Origin of the sequence: Actinomadura sp. NPDC047616 (assembly GCF_040642915.1) — a bacterium.
Classification (GTDB): domain Bacteria; phylum Actinomycetota; class Actinomycetes; order Streptosporangiales; family Streptosporangiaceae; genus Spirillospora; species Spirillospora miaoliensis.
This window is the reverse complement of sequence record NZ_JBEYTB010000008.1, coordinates 82557-104807: the sequence shown is the minus strand read 5'-3', so window position 1 is coordinate 104807 and position 22251 is coordinate 82557. Positions and strand designations below refer to the sequence as shown.

General features: G+C 71.7%; 15 protein-coding genes and 1 pseudogene. 9 read left to right on the top strand and 7 right to left on the bottom strand.

What is annotated here, in order from left to right; all coding sequences use genetic code 11:
- Positions 1-16: 16 nt before the first annotated feature.
- The 3 genes from ABZ801_RS20330 to ABZ801_RS20320 all read right to left on the bottom strand — a co-directional run bounded on the left by ABZ801_RS20330 (position 17) and on the right by ABZ801_RS20320 (position 3710).
- Positions 17-1621 carry an adenylate/guanylate cyclase domain-containing protein gene (locus ABZ801_RS20330; protein ID WP_360699721.1) on the bottom strand — a complete coding sequence of 535 codons (1605 nt, stop codon included), beginning with the start codon at positions 1619-1621 and terminating at the stop codon, positions 17-19.
- A gap of 275 nt (positions 1622-1896) precedes the next feature.
- Positions 1897-2430: a DUF4396 domain-containing protein gene (locus tag ABZ801_RS20325; protein WP_344939993.1), complete on the bottom strand. Its 534-nt coding sequence runs from the start codon at positions 2428-2430 to the stop codon at positions 1897-1899.
- 89 nt (positions 2431-2519) lie between these two features.
- Positions 2520-3710 carry an FAD-dependent oxidoreductase gene (locus ABZ801_RS20320; protein ID WP_360699718.1) on the bottom strand — a complete coding sequence of 397 codons (1191 nt, stop codon included), beginning with the start codon at positions 3708-3710 and terminating at the stop codon, positions 2520-2522.
- Between the two features lie 1167 nt (positions 3711-4877).
- Between ABZ801_RS20320 and ABZ801_RS20315 the strand changes: the two genes are divergently transcribed.
- The gene (locus ABZ801_RS20315; RefSeq protein ID WP_360699715.1) at positions 4878-6770 is read left to right on the top strand and encodes a glycerophosphodiester phosphodiesterase family protein; all 1893 of its coding nucleotides are present in this window, start codon (positions 4878-4880) and stop codon (positions 6768-6770) included.
- 736 nt (positions 6771-7506) lie between these two features.
- Here ABZ801_RS20315 and ABZ801_RS20310 read toward each other — a convergent pair.
- Positions 7507-8187, bottom strand: a pseudogene (locus ABZ801_RS20310) (glycoside hydrolase family 11 protein); the annotation flags it as partial.
- A 1117-nt stretch (positions 8188-9304) separates the two neighbouring features.
- On the opposite strand from ABZ801_RS20310, the gene ABZ801_RS20305 reads away from it, so the two are divergent.
- Positions 9305-10228: a DoxX family membrane protein gene (locus tag ABZ801_RS20305; RefSeq protein WP_360699712.1), complete on the top strand. Its 924-nt coding sequence runs from the start codon at positions 9305-9307 to the stop codon at positions 10226-10228.
- A gap of 75 nt (positions 10229-10303) precedes the next feature.
- Here the strand turns inward: ABZ801_RS20305 and ABZ801_RS20300 are convergent, their stop codons facing one another.
- Positions 10304-11575 (bottom strand): cytochrome P450, encoded by a 1272-nt coding sequence (locus ABZ801_RS20300; protein ID WP_360699709.1) that lies wholly within the window; start codon positions 11573-11575, stop codon positions 10304-10306.
- A gap of 343 nt (positions 11576-11918) precedes the next feature.
- Between ABZ801_RS20300 and ABZ801_RS20295 the strand changes: the two genes are divergently transcribed.
- From ABZ801_RS20295 to ABZ801_RS20275, 5 genes are all read left to right on the top strand, one after another.
- A complete protein-coding gene (locus ABZ801_RS20295; protein WP_344939979.1) occupies positions 11919-12302 on the top strand; it encodes a DurN family substrate-assisted peptide maturase in 384 nt (127 codons plus the stop codon).
- A gap of 35 nt (positions 12303-12337) precedes the next feature.
- The gene (locus tag ABZ801_RS20290) at positions 12338-12577 is read left to right on the top strand and encodes a cinnamycin family lantibiotic (RefSeq protein ID WP_344939977.1); all 240 of its coding nucleotides are present in this window, start codon (positions 12338-12340) and stop codon (positions 12575-12577) included.
- A gap of 81 nt (positions 12578-12658) precedes the next feature.
- On the top strand, positions 12659-15877 hold the full coding sequence (locus ABZ801_RS20285; protein WP_360699705.1) for a type 2 lanthipeptide synthetase LanM family protein: 3219 nt from the start codon (positions 12659-12661) through the stop codon (positions 15875-15877).
- 5 nt (positions 15878-15882) lie between these two features.
- Positions 15883-16866 (top strand): Nif11-like leader peptide family natural product precursor, encoded by a 984-nt coding sequence (locus ABZ801_RS20280; RefSeq protein WP_360699702.1) that lies wholly within the window; start codon positions 15883-15885, stop codon positions 16864-16866.
- Entirely contained in the window at positions 16863-18731 is a 1869-nt protein-coding gene (locus tag ABZ801_RS20275; protein ID WP_360699699.1) for an ATP-binding cassette domain-containing protein, read from the top strand. Before ABZ801_RS20280 ends, ABZ801_RS20275 begins: the two co-directional genes overlap by 4 nt.
- 31 nt (positions 18732-18762) lie before the next feature.
- Here ABZ801_RS20275 and ABZ801_RS20270 read toward each other — a convergent pair whose 3' ends face one another.
- Positions 18763-19416, bottom strand: a complete 654-nt coding sequence (locus ABZ801_RS20270; protein WP_360699696.1) for a response regulator transcription factor — start codon at positions 19414-19416, stop codon at positions 18763-18765.
- Positions 19404-20534, bottom strand: a complete 1131-nt coding sequence (locus tag ABZ801_RS20265) for a histidine kinase (protein WP_360699694.1) — start codon at positions 20532-20534, stop codon at positions 19404-19406. Before ABZ801_RS20265 ends, ABZ801_RS20270 begins: the two co-directional genes overlap by 13 nt.
- Before the next feature lie 131 nt (positions 20535-20665).
- Between ABZ801_RS20265 and ABZ801_RS20260 the strand changes: the two genes are divergently transcribed.
- A complete protein-coding gene (locus ABZ801_RS20260; RefSeq protein WP_360699691.1) occupies positions 20666-21043 on the top strand; it encodes a DUF6069 family protein in 378 nt (125 codons plus the stop codon).
- Complete coding sequence (locus ABZ801_RS20255) at positions 21040-22182, top strand: alpha/beta hydrolase (RefSeq protein WP_360699689.1); 1143 nt, start codon at positions 21040-21042, stop codon at positions 22180-22182. The genes ABZ801_RS20260 and ABZ801_RS20255 overlap by 4 nt, the downstream gene beginning before the upstream one ends.
- Positions 22183-22251 lie beyond the last annotated feature (69 nt).

The window sequence follows — 22251 nt, the reverse complement described above, 5'->3', positions numbered from 1 at the left end:
CGCCCTGCCCGTGCCGTCATCGGCCTCCTGAGGGGTCTTCGCCGGGCGCCTCCGGCCGGGGGCCGGGCACGCTGGGATCCGGACGGGGCGCGGCCAGGCGGGTCGGCCGCAGACGGCCCCGGACGACGACCTCGCCCGCACCCTCCCAGCGGGATGCCTCGTCCGGCCCGGCGGCGTCCAGCGCGGTCCCGGACGCCAGCACGCGGCCCGGGGTCTTCTTGGCCAGCTCGGTGAGCCGGGCGGCCTCGTTCACCGGGTCGCCGATGACGGTGTACTCGAACCGCTTCTCCGCGCCGATGTGCCCGGCCACGGCCGGCCCGGCGGACACGCCGACGGCGGCCGTGACCTGCGGCACCTCGGCGGCCAGGCGGGACGCCAGCTCGCGCGCGGCGGCCAGGGCGCGTCCGGTCGCGTCCGGCAGGTCCAGCGGCGCGCCGAAGATCGCCAGCGCGGCGTCGCCCTCGAACTTGTTGATCCAGCCGCCGTGCCGGTTGACGACTTCGACGACCACCGCGAAGAACTCGTTGAGCAGCGCGACGACCTCCCCGGGCGGGCGGGTCGCGGCCAGCCGGGTGGACCCGACGAGGTCCACGAAGATCACCGCCACGTCGCGGACCTCCCCGCCCAGCGTCACACCGCGTTCCAGGGCCAGCCGCGCGACGTCCTCGCCGACCTGCCAGCCGAACAGGTCCCGCAGCCGCTGACGCTCGCGCAGCCCGGCGACCATCTGGTTGAACCCGGCCTGGAGCCGCCCGATCTCGCTGCCGTCGTAGACGGGCACCTCGGTGAGCAGGTTCTGCCGTTCCACCTGGGCCATGGCCAGACGCACCGAACCGATCGGGTCGGCCATCGCGCGGGCCGCCAGGTAGGTGACGGCGAGCCCGACGGCCAGGGCGGCGCCGCCCAGCGCGACCATCGTCCAGCTGAGCTGGCGGCTCGACACGTCCGCGACGGTCAGCGACGCCACGCTCATGAACACGATCCCCAGCACCGGCACCGCCGTGCCCAGGCCCCAGGCGAGCACCGACCGGGTGACGACGCCCGGCACGCGCGACCCGGCCGGGACGCGGGTGGTCAGCGCGATCGCCGCCGCCGGGCGGAACAGCCGCTCCGACACCAGATAGACGATCATGCAGGTGGCCAGCCCGCCGAGCAGCACGGTCAGGCCGAGCTTGAGCGCCATGAGCGGCGAGAACACCAGGTTGATCCCCGCCCACCCGACGGCCGCGACGCCCCACAGCACCCCGTGGACCTTCATGAGCAGCAGCGGCGCCCGCAGCACCAGCCGCTGCTCGGCCTCGGTGAGCGGCCGCTCGGTGCCGAACAGCCGCCGCATCGGCCGGAACACCCGCAGCCCCACGACCACGCCCACGGCGATCGCGGTGGTCGTGTAACCGAAGAACAGGGCGACGTTGGCGCGCTGGAGCGGTTGATGGCCACGGATCTCCACCGGATCCGGCAGCACGACCGTCGCCAGCACGAGCACCACCAGCGAACCCACCGCGTTCGCCAGGACCGCGCTGACGCTCACCAGCCGCCGGATGCGGCGCTCGACGGCCGCGCGCGGCGCCCGGGGTGGTCCGTCGATGAACCGCGCCAGCCTTTGCCGTATCTGCTCCATACGCCGGGACTGTACGCATGCACTCCCGTCCGCCACCCCTCCGGTACCGGGAAGACGATCCGTCCGCGCGGCCCGCCGGACGCGAGGCGGGACCGGGGCGCAACGGTCGCTCGCCCGTCCGGCGCCAGCCCACCCGCCACGGCGGCGGGCGCCGCCTCGGGAACGCGTCACCAGGCCCATCGGCAGAGTGCGAGGTTGACGCCGCCGATGAACACCATGGCGGCGCCCGGGGGCGACGGCCAGTGCCGCCGCGCGCCCTGACGCCGGGGGACAGGTCAGTGGTGGTACTGGTGGACGACGGCGTGGCCCTTGCCCCTGCCGATCATCCACTTGTTGATCGGCGTGGTCAGGAGGAAGGCCACCACCAGGGAGAAGGCCAGCGAACCCCAGAACAGGAAACTGTCCAGGCCCGCGTCCATCGCACCGGGCACGGCGAGCATGACGCCGTTGTCCAGGATCTCCATCACGGCGATCGACACCGTGTCGGCGGCCAGGGCGACGCCCAGCGCCGCCCTGAGGCCCACCCCGGCGCGCAGGACTCCGCGCATGGTCAGCGCGTATCCGAAGACGAACGCCAAGGCGACGGCGAGCACCACCGTGGCCAGGCCGTGCAGCCCGAGGGCGGTGCCGATCACCATGCCCAGCACCTCGCCGATCGCGCATCCGGTCAGGCAGTGCGCCGTGGCCTGGGCCGCCATTCCCCAGCTCGCCGGCCCGCCGTGGCCATCACCTCCGTGGTCACCGTGGTGGTGGCCGCCGTGGTTCTCGCCCTCGCCATGGTGGGGCATGTGCCGCTCAGGTGTCGTCATCACAAACCTTCATTTCGTAGGGGGACGGGCCGACGCGCCCTTCTGCAGGGAGACGTCGTGGCCACGCATGCCGTGACAGATTTTCGGGATCAGATGGTCACGGAGAGCCGCTCACGGGCGGCGATGGCCTTACGCAACCGGATCATCTCCTTGGGGAGGTCGACCGCGACCGCCCCCACGAGGACTCCCTCCCGGGTGAACGCGAGGGCGAACTTGCCCTCGTCGATGTCGCCGGAGACGAGGCCGCTCTCGTTCGCCAACCGCGGGAAGCCGGCCCACTGTACCCGCGTACCGTGCACCCGCGTCCCGAGCGCGGGGACGGCCTCGAACCTCTCCGCCTCCCCGACCCCGCGCAGCAGGTTGCGGGCGGCGACGGCGCCCTGCTCGTTGGCGTTCGCCCAGTGCTCGACGCGCACCAGCTCGCCGTCGAACAGGCCGTGCGGCCAGCGGGCGACGTCCCCCGCCGCGACGACGCCGGAGACGCCCTCGGCGAACAGGTCCGCGCCGGTGACCACGCCGTCGTCGACCCGGACGCCGCTGCCGTCCAGCCACTCGGTGTTGGGCACCACGCCCATGCCGACGACCACCAGATCGGCCGGAACCGCACGGCCGTCGCTCAGCCGCACCGCGCGCACCCGGCCGTCTTCGCCGGTCAACGCGACCACCCGAACACCCGAGACCAGCTCAACGCCGTGCCTGGCGTGATGCCCGGCCAGCCACCGGCCCGCCTGCCGGCCGATCGTGCCGGCCATGGGAACCTGCCCGGCATCGACCACGGTGACCTGGCGGCCCTGCGAGCGCAGGGTGGAGGCCACCTCGCCGCCGATGAAGCCGCCACCGATGACGACCACCCGTTCGGCTCCCTCGGCCAGGGCCTCGCGCAGCGCCTTCGCGTCGTCGATCGTGCGTAGGACGTGGACGCCGCGCAGGCTCATCTGCTCGTCGGGAAGGCGGCGGGGGCGCGCGCCCGTGGCGATCACCAGCCCGTCGTAGGGCAGTTCGGTGCCGTCGTCCAGCCCGACCGTCCGGGCGCGGGTGTCCAGCCGCACGGCACGGCGCCCACCGAGCCAGCGGACGTCGAGGTCATCGCCGCCCGGCAGCGCGACGTCATCGTCTCCCGTCAGCACGCTCTTGGACAGCGGCGGCCGGTTGTAGGGCAGATGCGGCTCGGCGCCGACCAGGCTGATCTCGCCGCTGTACCCCTCCTCCCTCAGGGTCTTCACGGCCCGCAGACCCGCCAGCGACGCCCCGGCGACCACGACGCGTTCGATCGTTCCCATCTCCACTCCTTCCGGACGACGGTCGACATCATACGGTACCCCCCTAAGGTATATCGCCCGTCCTCGGATGACCGCTTGCCCCATCGGAGTACCGGGGACCGAGTCGCCGGCTCCCAAGGACCGAGGCACGACGTCGTCAGATCGTTCACCCGGGTCCGGAGCGTCTCGACACCGACGCGGGTCGCCCTAGGGCTGACGCCGGGCCGGCGTCCGCAAAACGGATCCAGCGTCACGCCGCCCGCCAGACCGTCCACGGACGGACGAGGAGCAGGCGTTCGTGGACAGTGGCCTCGTCAAGGAGATGCGGCTGCTGCTGACCCAGGTCCGCGGCCGCGCCCGCCGCGCAGACGGAGAAGGTCGTCAAACGGGCCGCGAAGGACTCAAAACGCCACCCAAACCCGGCGAGCACTATTCGACATCTGCCTCGACGCCGCAGCCGACCTCACCACACCGACGAACTGACCCGACAGTCCGCTGACCAGCCTGCACGCCAACTTCGACCTGCTGCTGTGAATTAACGGCGGTCCGTCCACGAGGAGGGCGATAGGCAGGCCGCCAATCAGCAGTGGAGTCGCCAGGTCGGGCAGGAGTAGCGCAACCTGAAAATGACAGCGGGGAATCTTGTTGCCATTGCGTCCGAAGAGCTATTGATGTCACTGCCGGTGTGGCGTTTATCCGGGAGTTCTCCTTTCCTTTCCCGTCTGCTGGCGAAGAATTCTCCCGCATGTGGTGGGGCGCGGCTGACCGCGATCGGTGAGGCGTCGGCCCGGTGGCGCGTCCGGTGGTGTCGGCAGACCCGCTGACGGCGCCGTCACAGCTGAGCTGGAGCGACGGAGCGCTGAGCGCGCCGCGGGTAGCTGCTGGCGGTGCGGGACATCCGCGCAGGGCGGCTGTACGGATGGCTGTAGCGATTGCGTAAGCCGCGGCACCGCCCACTATTTGGTTATTCCGGAATCGAGAACCCCTTGGTAGGGGAGTGGGCGGCCTGCTCCGCCGCCCCTATCAAACCACCCTGACACAAAAATGACGGGCACTCGTCGGCATGCCACTGCCCGCATTAATTCGGTGTGAACGGTCGGCGCGAATACCGCACGAACATCAACTATTCGGACATTGATAACTGAATATCCGGCTCTGGTTCCGGGGCCGCTCTTACCGTCCGCACCTGTGACAAACAACCTTTTGCCGCACACGCTGTGGCGCACTGCGAGCCGGGCCGTGGCCGCGCTCGGCGCGGTGGTGCTCGGGGCGGGCGCGCTGTCCGCCGCCGCCGGCCCCTCGTCCGCCGCCCCGGCGGGCGAGAAAGTGATCGTCTCCGAGGACTTCTCCGGCAGCGCCCTGCCCGCAGGCTGGCGGGTGGTCGACGGGACCTGGAAGGTCCAGGACGGCAGGCTCGTCGGGACGGCCACCAGCGGCAACAACAAGATCACCTTTGGTCGGCACCTGGACGACTTCAGGTTCGACGCGACCGTCCGCTTCGAGAAGGTCGCCGAGCCGACCAGGTGGGAGGCGTTCGGCCTCGACGTCCCCGCCGACGGTGCCCGCCCGTGGTGGATCGCCACCATGCGCAGCGGCAGCACCGCGAGCAACGGCCTGGAGTTCGCCCAGATGACGACGGCGGGCTCCTGGAACGTCACCGACACCGCCGCCGCGCCCTACGCCGCCGGCACCGGCCGCGACATCAAGGTGTCCATCGAGGTGCACGGCAACCAGGCGCGCTGGTTCTTCGACGGGCAGCAGATGATGCGCACCACGAGCCTGGTGCGCTCGGCCGACGGCGTTCAGGCGCTGTTCGTCAACGGCTCGACCGTCTCGTTCGACGACGTCAAGATCACCGAACTGCCCGGCAACGGATACCTGCGCCCGGCCGGCAGCCCCGTCACGGTGATCGCCCACCGCGGCGCCTCCTCGGCCGCGCCGGAGAACACGCTCGTCGCCCAGGAGATCGGCCGCCGCGCGGGCGCCGACTTCATCGAGAACGACGTGCAGCCCAGCAAGGACGGCGTGCCGTTCGTCCTGCACGACGGGACGGTGGACCGGACCACCGACGGCACCGGCTCCATCCGCAACCTCACCTCCGCCCAGCTCAAGGCGCTCGACGCGGGCTCGTGGTTCTCACCCCACTACACCGGCGTGCGGATGCCCACGCTCGCCGAGCAGCTCGCCGACCTGCGCACCCGCGGCGGCGACCTGCTGCTGGAGATCAAGGGCGCGCACACCCGGGACCAGGTCGCGAAGATCGTCCAGGTGATCCGCGAGCAGAACATGACCAAACGGGTCTTCGTGCAGAGCTTCGAGGTGGACGCGCTCAAGTACACCTACGAACTGGCTCCGGAGCTTCCCCTCGGCCTGCTGCGCAGCAGCCTCGACGCCGACCCGGTGGCGATCGCCAAGGAGCTCCACCTGACCGCCTACAACCCCAGCAGCGGCCCGCTGCTGGCCAGGCCCGATGTCGTCACCGACCTGCACAACGCCGGCGTCGCGGTCATGGCCTGGACGGTCGACTCCGCCGCCACCTGGAAGAGCCTGGACGCCCTCGGCGTCGACGGGATCATCACCAACCGGCCCGCCGAACTGGCCGGCTGGAACGACGCCATGCTGCACGGCGCGCGGCCCAAGCCGACCGTCGACATCGCCTCACCCGCGAACGGCGCCACCCTCGACCGCGCCCAGCGGCCGGTCGTCGGCGTCGCCGCCGCCAACGCCGACAACGTGCAGGTCAAGCTGGACGGCGCCCCCGTAGCCCCCGGCAAGCCCCTCGACCTGACCGGCCTCAGCCTCGGCGAGCACACCCTGCGCGTAGAGGCGACCAGCCCCAAGGGCACCGCCGTGGCGACGTCCACGTTCACCGTCGCCGCCACGCCCGCCGGTCTCGGCCACCTCATCATCACCTCCGGTGCCGACCAGGGCGCGGTGTCGGCGCTGACGAGCAAGCTGGCCGCCGGACGCTACGACCAGGTCGCCCAGTACGCCACAGCCCAGTCCGGCAAACACATTCCGGCCAGGTACGCCACCGTGATCGCCGCCGACGCGCTCGCCCTCCGCTCCCAGCAGTCCTGACCCCTCCCCGGGGGGCCTGGCCGTCACGGCGACCAGGCCCCCGGCCCTTCCCACAGCACGACGACCTCCACGCCAGCGACGACGAAGACGTCCCATCCATTCGGCGAACATCCCGGACCGGCAGAGGCGGCCTTCGGTCAGGACCGCCCCAGGCTGAGCAGCGTCAGGCACCCAGTCACAGGCGGCCGGAGCAGCGAGCCACGCCGGCCATCGTCCCCGCGCACGGCCCCTTCCACGGAGGCGCGCCGACCAGCCGGGCAACCGGTCACCTAGTCACGGACCCACGCTGCGTGCACCGATCGAACAGCCTCGACCATCCAGGACGGCCGCCGCGCTGGCCACGCTACGCGCCCGCGCCCCCGGCGTGACGGTGTCGCTGACCGAAGCCGAGCCGCCCGGCGCGGGTCCAGGCCGGCGAACTCGGTCACGTACCGGCCAGCGAGCCACGGGATGTCCAGACCCGTCAGGACGGGCCGGGGGACAGGAGGAGCCGCCGGTGGCGGCCACCACCCCACCCGCAGCCCGCCGCCGCTTGAGGCCTGGACCGGTCAGGGCGTCGCGGTCGAGCAGGGCGATGCCGTTGAGCAGCGGCCGGTCGCAGCGGTGTGGCGCGACGGCCATGGCCGCCGCGCCACTGTGCGGTTTCACGCGTGCTGAGGTCAGCCCGCGCTGCGGGAGACTGCCGGGCAGACCCGGTCGCGTGCAGTCGCCGCCGGGAGAGGAACGGGCGTCACCGCACCGTTACGTTGGAGCTCCCGCTGCTCTGGTATCCCTCGGTGGCCATGATCATGTAATCGTGGCTGCCCAGGTTCATCCCGTAGCGCGCCCACGCGTCGAAGTGGTTGCCCGAGGTTATGGTTCCGCCCGTCCGCCTCGACTGCCGGACGCTCCAGTACTGCGGGAAGGTCCTCGTGCCCTCGATGGAGGGGGCGTTGTAGCGCATCGTCTGGTAGATGTCGTACGTACCGCCGTCGCTGGTGATCGTGCCCTTGTACGTCCCGGTGGGCCGCCAGCTGCCCCAGTTGTCGACGATGTAGTACTCCACGAGCGGGTTCCTCGTCCACCCGTAGAGGGTCAGATATGAGTTGCCGGACGGGTTGAAGCTGCCCGAGTAGTTCACCGTCCTGCGTCCGCCGGGGTTCCAGCCCTTACCGGCGACGAAGTTCCCCGTGTTGCGCCACGAGGTGCTGTAGTTGCCGCCGGACCCCAGTTCCATGGAGACCGTTCCCTGGCTGTCGGTCCAGAACGAATAGAAGTAGCCGTTGTTCCAGCCCGTCTGGTTGGTGGTGATGGCGGCGTGGGCGGTGCCGGGCAGGAGCGTTGTGGCCGCGACCATCGCCACGGCGCTGGCACCGCTGACGAGCAGCCTGGCGCGGGCGCGTCTGCGGCTCTTCGGGTGCGCGGGGGCCTTGATCATGTGCGCGCTTCCTCCTCGTGGAACCTGGCAGCGAAGCCAGGCGGCGTTGTACGACCCGACGAGGCGGCCGGTGGCCCGAGTACGGCCGCGCGTCGGTGTCGCACAACGCGGCGGGGTTGCCGGTTGTCGTGCGGTCAACGACCGGAGGGGAGGACCAGAGAGTGCGGGTGACCCGGATCGACAGTGATTGACACCTGTCGATGGCGACAGTGTTCATCCGACTCCACCGAGTGTCAACGATTCCCGTACGCTCACGCGCACTTTCGCGGTCAGGGATCTCACGCAAAAGCATCGCCCCTGGTCACCGACCATTCCCGGCCGATCGAACAACGATGATGCGATGAAAACTTCCATAGCCCGTGCGGATCACGCCGCGCGGGGCGAAGGGAGACCGAAATCAAACCCGCCCCGCTGCGCCGGACGCCGACAAGCCTCCATTTCGTCCCTAGGTCACCCGCGGCGCCCCCACGACCCCCGTCCGCGCCCCCCGGTTGCGTTTCGTCCCATGTCGGCCGGAGACATCGCCCGATGGCGCCTGCGCTCTCGGGCGCGGGATCAGCGCGCGGCCGACCTGCGGGGCGTCACCGCACTGGTGCGCTCGCCACGACTTTCGCCGTGTCAAGACTGTGCGCGGGCCGGGTCGCAGGCCGTGCTTCAGTTGGCCTGGGGGCGAATCGCGGGCGGGTGCAAGCGACTCGTGCAGCGCCAGTGTTAGCGGCGTCGACCGCGAGCCTGGCGTCAGCATCGTGTCGGTCGTGCCGCATTGCAACGGCCGCCCCTCGAACGCCGCCTCGCGCGTGGCGGCCAGTCCGGTGGTGCGGTGCGGTTGAGCTGGGGTGAAGGTGGGCGCGGGTTGTGGACGGTGGGTTCGGCTGGCCTGGCGGCTACTGCGGGCGAGGTGGGCGGGTGGGGCGGTCGAGTTTGTGAGCCACGCTGAGCCTGCTGCGGGCTCGCGTGGGGCCAGCGGTCGCGCCTGGTGGCGGCGTGGTGTTGCTGGCGACGATGCGCCGAGCGGGGGGCGAGGCGTTCCGCGCGGTTTCTTCTGTGGGGATTGTTGTTGATTCGCCCTGGTTCGTCAGATCATCCGTGGGACACGACCACGGAAGGATGCCACGGCATGCGTACACGGCCGGTTTACGACATTGCCGCGCTGCTGGCCCGTCTGGGGGTCGGCGCCGTCTTCCTCGCCCACGGCTGGCAGAAGATCGAGGTGGGCATCACCGCCACCGGCAGGTCGTTCGACCAGTTGGGGGTGCCGGCGCCCACGGCAGCCGCCATCTACGCCACCTTCGCCGAGCTGCTGGGCGGCCTCGCACTCATCGCGGGCCTGGGACTTCCAGTCGCCGGAACCGTCCTCTTCCTCGACATGGCGGGCGCCTTCGTCTTCATACATGCCGGCAACGGCCTGTTCCTGGTGGATGACGGCAAGGTCGCGAACGGCTTCGAACTGGTCCTGGTGCTGGGGCTGGCGAGCCTGCTGTTCGCGGCGGGGGCGGGCGGACAGCTGACGCTGGACCGCCGTCTGTTCCCGTCGCGGGCCGACCGGTCCGAGCAGGAGGCCTGGCCGCCGCCGGAGGACCCTTCGGTTCCCTGGCCGTCGCCGGACGAACCCGAGGCTCTTGAGGCGGGCCCGGCCCGCTCCGGCGGTACGGCCCAGGAGGGGGCGGCCCGCACGACCCGGCCCGACATCCCGGTCGAGCCGACACGGCGGCGCGGCGCGATGGGCCGGAGCGGCAGAGACCTCGCCGCGAGCCAGACCGACTCGGCCGACGCCGCCGACGTGCCTGTGCGGCCACCCGCCGAACCGAAAGGCGGCAGACGCCGACGGAAAACGAAGGCCGACCGCGAGGGAAGCACCGCTTCGACGCCGGACGTACCGGACGAGGGGGCTCCCACAGCCAGCGGCGGGGGCTCGGCCGCGCCGACGGGAGAACCGCCCGCTGAGGGCAGCCCCGGCGCACCCCGGTTGGCGGCCGACATCATCAACGATGTCGGCGGGGATGTGCGTGTGGCCGGCAAACGCAAGCCTTCGAAACCCTGAGCCACCGCTGGCGGGCGGGGAAGCTCCGCCGACGGTGGAGACTTCACCGGCGAATGGCCGCCGGCCGGGCGGATGTCAGGGCGTTGGGGTGAGGCGGACGGGAAGGGCGGACAGCCGCCAGGCACCGGGCATGGGGATGCGCTCCAAGTCTTCCGAGGGGACCGCCAGGCACAGATCGGGATAGCGGTCGAAGAGTGCGGCGAAGGCGACCTCGGCCTCCTGGCGGGCGAGGGCGGCGCCGAGGCAGTAGTGCAGGCCGTGGCCGAATCCGAGGTGGGTTTCGCGGCGGCCGTCCGGTTGCCGGGTGATGTCGAGCCGGTGCGGGTCGTCGAAGCGGCGCGGGTCGAAGTTGGCCGAGACGAGGCTGGCCATCACCGGCGCCCCCTTCCGCAGCTTCCTGCCGCCGATCTCGACGTCCTCGGCGGCGTATCGGAACCGGGCGCCCTGGACGGGCCCGCACCAGCGCATCAGCTCGTGCACGGCGCGCGGCAGCAACGCGGCCGGGTCGGTGCGCAGCAGTTCGAGCTGGTCGGGATGGGTCAGCAGCGCCACCGTGCCGTTGCCGATCAGGTGGGCGGTGGTCTCGTGCCCGGCCAGCACGATGGTCAGCACCATGGTGATCAGCTCGAACTCGCTGAGGACGGCGCCGTCCTCGTCGTGGACGCCGATCAGCGCGGTCAGCAGGTCGTCGGCGGGCTCGTCCCGGCGGCGTGCGACGAGCGCCTCGACGTGGTCGACGATGCCGCGGATCGCCGCGGTGAAGTGCTCGGTCTCGTGCGATCTCATCAGGGCGCGGCTCCACCCGAGCCACCGCCCGCGATCCTCCTCGGGGATGCCGACCAGCTCGCAGATGACCGTGATCGGCAGTGGATAGGCGAAGTGCTCGAGGAGGTCCACCGACCCGTCCCGCGGGGACGCCCGCTCGGGAAGCCGGTCGAGCAACTGCTCGGTGATCTCCCTGACCCGGGGCAGCAACGCGGCGACGCGGCGCGCGGTGAACGCGCGCGAGACGAGCCGGCGGAGCCTGAGGTGCTCGTCGCCGTCGGCGTCCAGCACGCTCCGCAGCAGATACGGCGCGTACTCGTCGTCGATGCTCATCTTCCGGAAGATCTCCGTGCGCGGGTCCTGGATCCGCATGCCCGGCACGTTGCCCGGGTTGTTGACGAACCTGCGGTCGCTCAGCACCAGCCGGACGTCCGCGTATCGCGTGACGATCCACAGGGACGACCCTCGGTCGCCGTAGACGACCTGCGCCATGGGCGACTGCTCGCGCAGCCGCGAGTAGCCGTGGAACGGGTCGCGCAGCAGTTCGGGATCCATCAGATCGACGGTGACAGGGGTAGTCATCCCGATCCCTCCACAAATACCGGAATATGGGGGACTTCGCTGACTTCCGTTTCCCGTGGTGCGTGGAAGTCCCAGCAGATTGCAGCATCGATCGATCCGGTCGGCAAGCCGGCCCCGGCTGTCCGCTCTGTCGATATCGCTACGTATGGGATATTTCCCGGTGTTGATCTACGAACCCTTGACCTTTCTTTTGGTGCGCCAAGAGCATCGTCTTGCTTAACTCTATGCGGCGGCAAGATTGCTAGACGTAATCTTTCCCGGTTGGTTGGAGAACGCGCAGAAGTCCGCGGTGCCCGGCTCCGGATGTTCGCGGAGCCGGAGCCGCCCGACGAGGGGAAGCTGAATGGGACGACTCAAGGGCACCGGGCCGAAACCGCCGAGCGACCTGACCACCCACCGGGCGATCGAAACGGTCCGCCAGATCCAGCATCTGATGTTGCTGTGCTCGCTGCTGCCGCCGGACGGCAGGCTGCAGGAAGTGCTCCGGCTCGCTCTCTCGCTCCATGAGGAACCGCTGCTGGCGCGGGTCACGCCGGTGACGGACCTGCACCCCCAGGCCACCAAGGAATGGCTCGAATCCTTCTGGATCCGGGACGGAATCTCCGCCGAGGAAGAGGAGCTGATCGCCTGGCAGAACGACAAATCCAACATGGACGCCGCCATAGCCGAAATCAGGAATGCCGAACGGCAGCTCGGCATTCGGCTGGCGACTGAACTGGTCGAGTAGCCCGGCAGGGTTCATCACAGCAAAGGAGAAAGGCGATGTCACCGAGCACCGTACTGCGTCACGCCGCCGCGGACGCGGAGGTCCGTGCCGAGGTACTGGCGACTCCCGAGGCGTTCGGGGTGTCCGCCGGCACCGTTCCCGTGTCCGTGGAGCCGCTGGACGAGGAGGCCCTCGGCTTCTGGACCGAGGGCGTGGCCGCCGTCGAGGTCTACGCCTGCGCCACGAGCTGCAGCGCGGGTCCGTTCACGATCGTCTGCGACGGCGGCACCAAGTAGCCGCCGATGTGACGAGCAGCCGGTGGGCCGACGCGGTCGGCCCACCGGCCCGTCCGGACCGACAGAGCGAGGAACCCCGGAGTGACCCCACCCTTCCCCCTGGACATCGCGGCCCGCGCCGCGAACCTTTCCGAACAGTCCCAGGTCGTCTCCGCCCTGGGGGCGGCCGACGGAGCGCCGCCGCTGACGGAGTTCGACCGGTGGCGGATCGGCCGGCTGGCGGACAGGCTGGCCGGGCGCTTCCACAAGGAGAGCACGCGGCGGCCGGGAGCGGCGCGGCACACCCGAGACTCCCTGACCGAGCTCCTGACCGAGTACCGCCGGCACGAGCTGACGCTCACCGGCCGCGACGACGACCTCGGCCGAGTCCTCACGGACCTGCAGCGTGAATGGCTGCCGACGTACGAGGCGGCGCTGCGGGGGCTGGAGCGGGCCGCCGACCGGGCGGCGGAGGAGAGCTGGCGCGGGTTCGACACCTACTACGGGCGGCTCGCCATCGCCTGCGAGCCGTTCCTGACCGAGCTGGGCCGGCGGCTGGGCGGGGCGCTGGCGGAGGAGCCCGGCCGCCCGGCCCTCGTCGTCGACCCGCAGGTGGTCGACGACTTCCAGGCCCACCTGCTCGGCCGCTTCGAACTGGCGCTCGCCTGGGCGGTGGAGGCCGACGCCAAGGCGTACTGCGCGCTGCACGGCATCGACCCGGAACACGCGCCCCAAGAGGACTACCTCGCCTACCTCGACAAGACGTTCGCCGACACGGCGTCCTACCACCGCTTCTTCCTGGAGTTCCCGGTCCTCGGACGGTGGCTGGCCCACGTCACCGAACTGCTCGCCGGGCACGGCCGAGAGATGATCGCCCGGCTGCGCGCCGACGCCGGCGCCGTGGCCGAGGCGTTCTTCGGGCGGCCGATCACCAGGGTGCGCACGGTGCGCCTGGGCCGCTCCGACATGCACGCCGGCGCCCGCAGCGTGGCGATCGTGGACGTCACGCTGGCGGACGGCGCCGAGGAGTCGTTCGTCTACAAGCCGCGCTGTGTCCGGGGCGAGGCCGCGCTGCAGGAGCTGCTGGCCCGGCTGCGCGACGAGGACGTCCTCGGCTACGCGCCCCGGACGGTGCTGCCCAGGGACGGGTACGGCTACGAGGCGCTGATCCCGTCCGGGCGCAACCGGGTCGAGACGCGCGCGCAGGCCGAGCACGTGTACGCCGAGCTCGGCGGCTACCTGGCGATCTTCTACATCCTCGGCGGGGGCGACCTGCACTTCGAGAACGTCCTGGTCGCCGATGGTCACGCGTTCATCTGCGACTGCGAGACCGTGCTCGGCGCCCTGCCCAAGGGGCAGCCGCGGCCGTCCGGCACGCTGATGGACTCGGTGTTCAAGACCGGTCTGATCGAATGGCCCACGGCGGCGTCCGTGGACGACACGGGCATCAGGCTCAGCGGCTACTCCGGCGGCGCCTCCTACCAGCTGCCGATGCCGGTACCGCAGGTCAACGACCGCCGGATCTCCTTCGCGGCGGCCGTGACGCACCGCACGGGCGTGCGGGTCGAGCCGGGAGCGCCCAACCGCGTCTTCGTCGGCGACGAGCTGACCCGCGCCGAGGACTTCACCGACGCGATCAGGGCCGGCTTCGACCGCGTGTACCGGTGGTTCCAGGAGGCGCCCGAGCGTGCCATCGAGTGCGTGACCGGCCTGTTCGCCGGGACGCGCGTGCGCTTCATCAACTGGAGCACGCAGGTCTACGCGCAACTGCTGGTGGCCGCGCGCCACCCCAAGTGCCTGATGGAACCGCTCGAGGTCGACCTGCTCGTCAACACGGTGCGCACGTTCCCGCGCAACTGGGACGCCGACGGCGTGCTGCCGCCCTGGGAGCTGGCGTCGATGTGGCGGCTGGACGTGCCGATGTTCACCGTGGACGCGGGCGGTGACCGGCTCGTCCACGACCACCGCGACGAGGTCGCGGCCACGCTGGCGGCGACCCCGCTCGACCACGCCGCCGCGCGGATCCGGCGGCTGTCGGCGCGCAACCGGGCCCAGCAGGACCAGTACATCGCCGCGGGCCTGTCTGGCGGCGACGTCACGAGCCCCGACTTCGCGGCCACCTGCGTCGAGCAGGCGAGCGCCGTCGGGCTGCGGCTGTTCCGGATGCTGCGCGAGCCCGGCCGTGCGCCCTGGACCTCCTACGTCATCACCGGCGACGGCAAGGCCGAGATCGACATCGAGGGCGATCTGTACACCGGGTCGGCCGGCATCGCGTTCTTCCTCGCCCACCTCAACGAGGCGGACCCGCGGCCGGAGTTCCGCCGAGCCGCCGAGCGTGCCCTCGCGCACGCCCTCGACACCCGCGACCGCGGCCGCATCGGCGCCTTCGCCGGGCTCGGCGGGCTGATCTACGTCCTCACGCACCTGCACCACCTGTGGGACGACCGCGCGCTGCTCGACCGTGCCGTCCAGCTCGGCGACGAGGCCGCCGAGCTGATCGAGCGGGATCGGCACTTCGACGTCTTCCACGGTGTCGCCGGGCTCATCCCGGTGCTGCTCGGGCTCGCCGACGCCACCGGAGGCCACGGCCTGGACCACGCGCACCGATGCGCCGCGCACCTGCTGCGCCATGCGCAGGCCGACGGCGACACCCTTTCCTGGCCCAACCCCGACCCGGACACGGTGGCGGCCAACCTGACCGGCCTGTCCCACGGCGCCGGCGGCATCGGCTGGGCGCTGATCATGCTGGGGTGCCGGGACGACCGCGCCGGCTACGTCGACGCCGGCCGGCGCGCCTTCGCCTACGAGGCCCGCCACTTCGACCAGGACGAACAGGACTGGTACGACCTGAGGCGCATCGCGGGCGGCCGGTTCCGCAACGGGCGCCACTACGCCAACGCCTGGTGCAACGGCGCAGCCGGCATCGGCATGACCCGCATCCACAGCTGGGCCCTGCTCGGCAAGGACGACGACACCATGCTCCACGAGGCCCGCCAGGCGCTCACCGCCACGATGCGCGGCTTCCCGCGCCTGATGAACGACTCGCTCTGCCACGGCCGTTCGGGCAACGCCGAGTTGTTCCTGCGTTTCGCCGAGCTGAGCGACGAACCCGCCTTCCGGATGGAGGCCAACGTCCAGGCCCAGGCCCAGTGGCGGAACCTGGAGGACGCGCGGCCGGGCCCGGAGTCGGGATTCTTCCCCGGCCTGATGCTGGGCCTGGCGGGTTTCGGAATGCACTTCCTGCGTCTGGCCCGGCCCGAGAGCACCCCGTCGGCCCTGCTCCTCGACCCGCCGGGCCCGCCCAGCCCATCCAAGGAGTGAACACGATGTCCGTTGAGTCCTGCACCCGGTTCCTGCGCCTTGCCGTGGAGGACCCGCAGGTCCGGCAGCAGATGAAGGCCCTGACCGGGGTCGCGGAGGTGATCCGGCTCGCCCGTGCCGGCGGCTACGACTTCACCGTCCGCGACCTCATGGTGGCGTCCTCCCAGGCCGGCCATGCGGACGCGCCGGAGGCCACGCAGGCGCCGGAGGCCACGCAGGCACCGGAGGCCGCGCAGGCACCGGAGGCCGCGCAGGCACCGGAGGCCGGAGAGTCCTCCCAGGCCGCGGAACGTGCGAAACCGCGGGCGGGCGAGGTCTACCACCACGAGTACGACATGAGTGAGCTCCCCGGGTTCGCCGAGATCATCGACGAGCTGCCGCGGCTCAAGATCAAACCCTCCACGGTCGACCTGGCCCGTTTCCACGACGCGTTCCGTGAGGAGGACCTGCGCTCGACCTCGCTGGCGCCGTCCAGCCCCGCGTACCGGGCCTGGCGCGACCGGGCCGCCGCCGAGACCACCGACACCACCGGGGACACCAGGCGCGACTTCCACCTGGTCAACCTTGACGAGCACGTCGCCCACCCCGGCTACGACGGCTATCTGGCGGCCAAGACCCGCGTCGTGGCCGCGCTGGAGAAGGTCTTCGGCGACGACGTCCGCTTCTCGGGCAGCATGTGGTACCCGCCGTCCTCCTACCGGCTCTGGCACACCAACGAGGACCAGCCGGGCTGGCGCATGTACATCGTCGACTTCGACGGGGACTTCGCCGACCCGGAGCACACGTCCTTCTTCCGCTACCAGAACCCCGCCACCGGCCAGCTGGTCACCCTACGGGAACGTCCCCGGATGGTGCGGTTCTTCAAGATCGAACAGGAGCCGGACCGGTTGCTGTGGCACTGCATCGTCAACCCGACCGAGCGCCACCGGTGGAGCTTCGGGTTCGTCGTGCCGGAGCACTGGGCCGAGCGTCTGGCGGAACGGTCGTGAGCCTGCGGCCGGGCCCGGCGCCGGCGTCCACCCGAACCGGGCCCGCCGTCCCGGCGATCAGGGCGGTCGGTCTGCGCAAGCGGTACGCGGACGTCACCGCGGTCGACGGGATCGACCTGACCGTGGCCCCGGGTGAGAGCTTCGGGTTCCTCGGCCCCAACGGCGCGGGCAAGACAACGACGATCGCGATGCTCTGCACGCTGTCCGTGCCCACGTCGGGCCGGATCGAGATCGCCGGCCACGACACCCGCACCGACCCCGCCGGCGCCCGCCGCAGCCTCGGCCTGGTCTTCCAGGAGACCACCCTGGACGGCGACCTCACCGCCGCCGAGAACCTGCGTTTCCACGCCGACCTGTACGACGTTCCCGTGGCCGAGGTGCCCGCCCGCATCGAGCAGACCCTGGCCCTCGTCGGGCTGACCGCTCACCGCGACCGGCTGGTGCGCACCTACTCCGGCGGCATGCGGCGGCGGCTGGAGATCGCCCGCGCGCTGCTGCACCGTCCCCAGGTCCTCTTCCTGGACGAGCCCACCATCGGCCTGGACCCGCAGGCGCGCGCCCAGGTCTGGCGGTACCTGCGGCAGGTCTGCCGCAGCGAGCGGGTCACGCTGTTCCTGACCACGCACTACCTGGACGAGGCCGACCAGTGCGACCGCATCGCGATCATCGACGAGGGACGCATCGTCGCCGAGGGCAGTCCCGGCGAGCTGAAGTCGGTCCTCGGCGCCGACCGGATCGATCTGCGCACCGCCGACGACGCGGCGGCGGCGCGGCTGCTGCGCGACCGGCTCGGCCTGGCCGCGACCGCCGGGCCGCGCGGGTTGTCGCTGCGCGCCACCGACAGCACGCGGGTCCTGCGGCAGGTTTTCACCGAACTGGACATCCTCGTCTATGAGGCGAAGGTAGTCCCGCCCAGCCTCGATGACGTGTTCCTCCACCACACCGGGCACCGGATCCGCGACGGCGTCCCCGCCGAACCCGACAGCCCGCCACCCGACCCCGGGCATCCGGCCGGGGAGCCGCCGTCCGTCACGCCGCCACCGGCCGTTCCCGTTTCCCGGGGCCTGCGCGCGGAACTGCGCGCCCTGCGCATGATCTGGCGGCGCGAACTGCTGCACTTCGCTCGCGACCGCACCGGAACCGCCGTCTCGCTGTTGCAGCCGCTGCTCTTCCTGTTCGTCTTCGGAGCCGGCGTGGCCGGTCTCCTGCCCGCGTCCGGCGGACCCGCCTACCAGCTCTTCCTGTTCTCCGGCATCCTGATCATGGCGGCGCAGGGCCCGGCCGTCTCCGTCGGGTCCTCGGTGCTGTGGGAGCGCCAGAACGGCTTCCTCCGCGAGATGCTCGTCAGCCCGGTCCGGCGCGGCACGCTGCTGATGGGCAAGTGCCTGGGCGGAACCACCGTCGCCACCTGCCAGGCGGCGATCCTCCTCACCGCCGCCACCCCGATCGGCATCCCCTTCGACGTCGGCCTGTACACGCTGCTCCTGATCGAGCTCGCCCTGACCACGCTCGCCATGACGGCCTTCGGAGTGCTGGCGGCCACCCTGGTCGGCCGGCCGCAGACCTTCGGGACCGCACTGACCGTGGTCATGGCGCCGCTGATCTTCCTGTCCGGCGCGATGTTCCCGCTCGCCGCCATGCCTACCTGGATGGCGACCCTCGCACTGGTCAACCCGCTCAGCTATGCGGTCGACGGCATGCGCCGCACCGTCGCGGCCTATCTGCCTGACCCGCCGGCTCAGCTTTTCCAGCAGCTGACCTGGGGACACTGGCATCCCCCGATCCTCGCCGAATGGGGACTCATCACCGCCGGTGCCCTGCTCGGCCTGCTCCTGGCCGCCCGCCGTTTCTCCCGCCCCACCTGACCCCAGACGTCCGAGGGTAGGGGAGGGGTGGTCAGGGGAGGCCGGCGTCGTGGGCGAGCAGGGCGATCTGGGTGCGGTTGTCCAGGTCTAGCTTGGTGAGGATGCTGGACACATGCGCCTTCACCGTCGTGACGCCCATGGCGAGCTCGGCGGCGATGTCCGCGTTCGTGCGGCCGCGGGCGATCGCCAGGGCCACCTCGTGTTCGCGAGGGGTGAGGGCGGCCAGCATGGTGCGAGCCCGTTCGTAGGCGCCCGCCTGTGCGATGGTGCGGTCCATGAGCCGCCGGGTGACGGCGGGGGACAGGATCGGGTCGCCCGCGGCGACCCGGATCACCGCGTCCACGATCTGCGCGGGCGGGGTCTCCTTGAGCAGGAACCCGCCTGCGCCGGCGCGCAGCGCGTGCAGGATGTTCTCGTCGGTGTCGAAGGTGGTCAGCACGATCACCTCGGGCGGGCGGGAGCGGGCGCGCAGCCGGCGGGTGGCGGTGATGCCGTCCACGCAGGGCATCCGCAGGTCCATGAGGACGACGTCGGGGGCGTGGGCGTCGGTGGCGGTGATGGCCTCCTGGCCGTCGGCGGCCTCGCCGACCACGGTGATCCCGGCGGCGCCGTCCAGCATCATGGACAGTCCGGCGCGGACCAGCGCGTCGTCGTCGACCAGCAGCACGCGGATCACCCGGGCCATGGTAGCCAGGCGCGGAGCCGGAACTGCCCGCCGGTGATCTGATGGTCCAGCTGCCCGCCGGCCAGCCGTACCCGTTCGGTGAGCCCCACCAGGCCGAGGCCGCCGCCCGGCGCGGCGGGGGCCTGCTGCGCCGCGGGCAGCGGGTTGCGGATGTCGATCAGCAGGCGCGTGCCGGGACCACCGCGCAGCAGCACCTGGACCGGCTGGTTGGGGGCGTGCTTGCGCGCGTTGGTCAGCGCCTCCTGCGCGACGCGGTAGACGGTCCGGGCGGCGCCTGCGGGGAGGGCGGCGGGGTCGGCGACCTCGTCGCGCAGTTGCACCGGCTGACCTGCCTGGCGCGCCTCGGTGACCAGCCGGGGCAGGTCGGCCAGCGTGGGCTGGGGTGCCGGCTCGTCGTGCCCGTCGTCCTCCTCGCGCAGCAGGCCGATCACCTGCCGCAGCTCTTCCAGCGCCTGGTGCACTCCGGTGCGCACCACCCCGGCGGCCCGGGCGAGCTGTTCGGGGGAGGAGTCCGGACGGTACTCCAGCGCTCCGGCATGGGTGGCGACCAGCGTCAGCCGGTGGGCCAGCACGTCGTGCATCTCCCGGGCGAGCCTGCGCCGTTCGGCCATGCGGGCCTCGGCGATCCGCCTGCCCTGCTCGGCCTCGGCCCGGTGAGCGCGCTCGCGCAGTGAGATGAGCAGGGCACGGCGGGAGCGGGCCAGCGCGCCCCAGCCGAGCAGCGCACCGTACGCGGCGCAGATGAGCAGCAGCCACCAGCCAAGAGAGATGCCAGGGGGCGGTCGCCACAGTCCTTGGACGAGGTGTGCCGCGATGCCCGCCGCGGCCACGGCCGCCGCGACCGGCAACCGTCTGTGCTGGGCCGCCTGCAGCGCCCCCAGCGTCGCCGCCGGGCTGGCTGCCGGGGAGGCCGCGGCGAGGAGGGTGGCGGCGAGCGCCCCGGAGACCGGCCACCACAGCTGGGCGAGCGCCGCGAGCAGGCTTACCGCCGCGACCGCGACATCCAGTCCCAGCAGGGACCCGCCCGCCTGCCCCCACAGCGACGTGGCCGTCAGCGCGCCCATCCCGAGGATCACGCTCGCCACAGCGACCGGACGCGGGGCTCGGATCTCACTCACCGGCCCAAGCTAGCCTGCGGTGCGGCAGAGCCGTCACCTACCAAAGTCGGACCCGGCTCCCTCCGGTGCAGGACAGCACGCGACCACCCGCCTGATGTGGCGGCCCGGGCAACCGGGCGAGGCTGACCGGCATGAACACCTCTGTCAACAGATCCCTGCTGACCGTGGCCGGGGCGCCCGCAGCCGCCCTGGCGGTGTGGACCCTGGCGGTGCCTCTGGCGGGAACCGCGCCGGCCGTGCGGACGGGCGGCGGCACGCAAACGATCGGTCCGGCATCGGTCGCGGTGGCGAGCCTGCTCGCCGGCCTCGCGGGCTGGGCGCTCCTGGCCGTTCTGGAGCGATGGACGTCCCGGCCCGGCCGTGTCTGGACGATCATTGCTCTGGCCGTGCTCGCCCTGTCCCTCACGGGCCCCGCCGGCAACGCCGTGGGAGGCGCCGCGGCGCTGGTGCTGGTCCTGCTGCATCTGGTCGTCGCCGCCGTGCTCTACCTCGGGCTGGTGCGCCGGTGAACCTGCCCTACGGGTACCTGACCACCCTGGTCCTCCTCGCGATCTGCACTCTGTTCGCGCTGGCCGCGCCGGGACGGCCCCGACCGATGGCCATGCTCAGCTTCCGCCTCGGCGTGGCCCTCAATGAACTGCCCTTCGTCGCGATCGCCTGGCTGCTGGCCGCCACCGTCCTGGCCCTCGTCCAAGGCGACCTCGCCTCGCCCGTCCCCGTCGTGGCGGCGGCCGTCACCATGACGGGGCTGGGCCTGATAGCCAGGCGCGGACGCCAGGCGCTCCCTGCCGTGCAGCGCGCCATGGGGCCGATGCCCGTCTCGCGCCGCCTTCCGTACGGGCGCATCCTGCTCAGCCCCTTCCTCCGCCGCCGCCGTGCTGTGGAACGGATTCCCGACCTGCCCTACGGCCCGGCCGGCAGGCGCAACCTGCTGGACCTCTACCGCCACCGCTCGCGGCCCACCGGAGCCCCTGTGCTGATCCATCTGCATGGCGGCGGCTACACGGCAGGACGGAAGAACAGCCAATCCCTGCCCCTGCTGTACCGTCTGGCCGACCAGGGCTGGGTGTGCGTCAGCGCGAACTACCGTCTGCGGCCTCAGGCGACCTTCCACGACCACCTGGTGGACGCCAAGAGAGTGATCGCCTGGGTTCGCCGGCACGGCCCCGCCTACGGCGCCGACCCCGACCGAATCGTCCTGGCCGGCAGCTCGGCCGGCGCTCACCTGTCGGCCATGGCCGCCTTCACTCCCAACGACCCCGCTTTCCAGCCCGGCTTCGAGGACGTCGACACCTCCGTCGCGGCGGTGATCGGCCTCGGCGGCTACTACGGCCCCTACTACGGCATGGGCCCGCAGACCTCGCCTCTCGCCCATGTCCGGCCGGACGCACCGCCGTTCTTCGTCGCCCACGGGGACCACGACACCGTCGCCCCGGTCGAAGGCGCCCGGCTCTTCGCCGAACGCCTGCGCGAGCTGTCGACCCAGCCTGTCGTCTACGCCGAACTGCCCGGAGGGCAGCACGCCTTCGACCTGTTCCACTCGCTGCGTTTCGACGCCGTCGTCAACGCCATCGACGCCTTCACCGCCCGGGTCCTGTCGTCCGCTTCCCCGGCGGACGAATCCGCACCGGACCGCGAGGTCGGCTGACAACGGCGGGCGCACGCCCAGGCCGGTCGGGGGCGTCCCATGCGGCCACGGGTCGGTGCGCGGTCTTGC